Origin of the sequence: Gemmata algarum (genome assembly GCF_034097035.1) — a bacterium.
Classification (GTDB): Bacteria; Planctomycetota; Planctomycetia; order Gemmatales; family Gemmataceae; genus Gemmata; species Gemmata algarum.
The window spans coordinates 1-1,247 of record NZ_JAXBLV010000090.1; the positions used below are offsets into that span (position 1 = coordinate 1).

General features: G+C 65.4%; 3 protein-coding genes. All 3 read left to right on the forward strand.

Annotation, left to right across the window (positions count from 1 at the left end; translation table 11 throughout):
- The coding region (locus R5W23_RS08705; RefSeq protein WP_320685998.1) for an IS66 family transposase at positions 1-285 on the forward strand (285 nt) is incomplete at its 5' end.
- A 17-nt stretch (positions 286-302) separates the two neighbouring features.
- A complete protein-coding gene (locus R5W23_RS08710; RefSeq protein ID WP_320685999.1) occupies positions 303-659 on the forward strand; it encodes a hypothetical protein in 357 nt (118 codons plus the stop codon).
- 211 nt (positions 660-870) lie between these two features.
- On the forward strand, positions 871-1,247 hold a 377-nt coding region (locus tag R5W23_RS08715), incomplete at its 3' end, for a hypothetical protein (protein WP_320686000.1).

Consider the following 1,247-nt stretch of genomic DNA (forward strand, 5'->3'; position numbering starts at 1 on the left):
GAGCACCTGTGGAACCATTTCGAGCAGTGGTTTACGTTCGTGTTCGACCCGCGGGTCGAGCCCACCAACGGGAAGGCCGAGCAGGCGATTCGCCCCGCGGTTGTGAACCACAAGGTGTGGGGCGGGAACCGGACCGCCGCGGGCGCGCGGGGGCAGGGCGTGTTGATGTCCGTGTTCGAGACGTGCCGCCGCCGGCCCCTCTCGGTCGTGGATCACGTCAGCCACACGTTGCGATGCTCCGGAAACCGGCTCCTACCTCGACCGGTGCTACTACCGGCTCGCTAAACAAGTACCGCCGGCTGGTGTCCGTACTCGTCGTCACCTGGAGCGACTCCAACTGCCCGTTCGCCCTTGCGCTACCGACCGAGCGCACCGAAGCCGTTCTGCACGGACTCGTCGAGGCGTTCGCGTTCTTCGGGTGCGTGCCACGCGAGCTGTGGTGGGATAACCCTAAGACGGTCGTGGTGCGCATCGGGATGGGCCGGGACCGGACCCCGCACCCGCGTTACGCCGCGAGGGCGAGCCACGACACGTTCGCGCCCCGGTTCTGCATGCCCGCGAGCCGGGAAGTCAAGCGACGCCCCAAAAGCGACTGGTGGATGACGAAGCCGCGAGCCGAACGACGCGACGATCTGTTAGCCAATAAGGGCAGCGAATAATTTATACAAACAGAATCTCACAGAACTGCCACTCGGTCCACTGTAGGTGTCTGAGTTAAGTGAAGATCTGTGGCTGGTGCTAATAATTCAGGTCAGAACGGTTGATGGCAAAAGAGGGGAAAAGAGTAGGGAAGCAGATTGCACGGTGAAAGCGCGTTCACTAATCTATGGCGCACGTGAATGATCTCCTCACCCGCCGCACGAGGACGGCATGGCGCTTCACTACTCCCCGCGCTCGGTCCTTCGCCACCTGCCCCTGCCCCTGATCCGGGCGTTCATGGCCCACGAGGGCATCATCCCCGACGTGCTGGCCCGGCCCGCGTGGGACGCGCTCGCCGAGGGCGACACCGGCGCCCTGCACGACGCCTGGCGGAAGCTCCCGCCGGACCGCCGCGAGCCGTTCGAGCAGATGATGCGCCAGGTGCATGAGCTGGCGTCCGAAGCGGGCACCCGGCAGATGATCGCCGAGGGGCCGCACCACCGGGTCGAGCTGGCCGACACCCTCGCCGGCATCGACGGGTTCCACGCCAAGGCGCTGTGGGTGTACACGTACCACCGGCACGTGTTCCACACGGCCCGCCAGTTGCT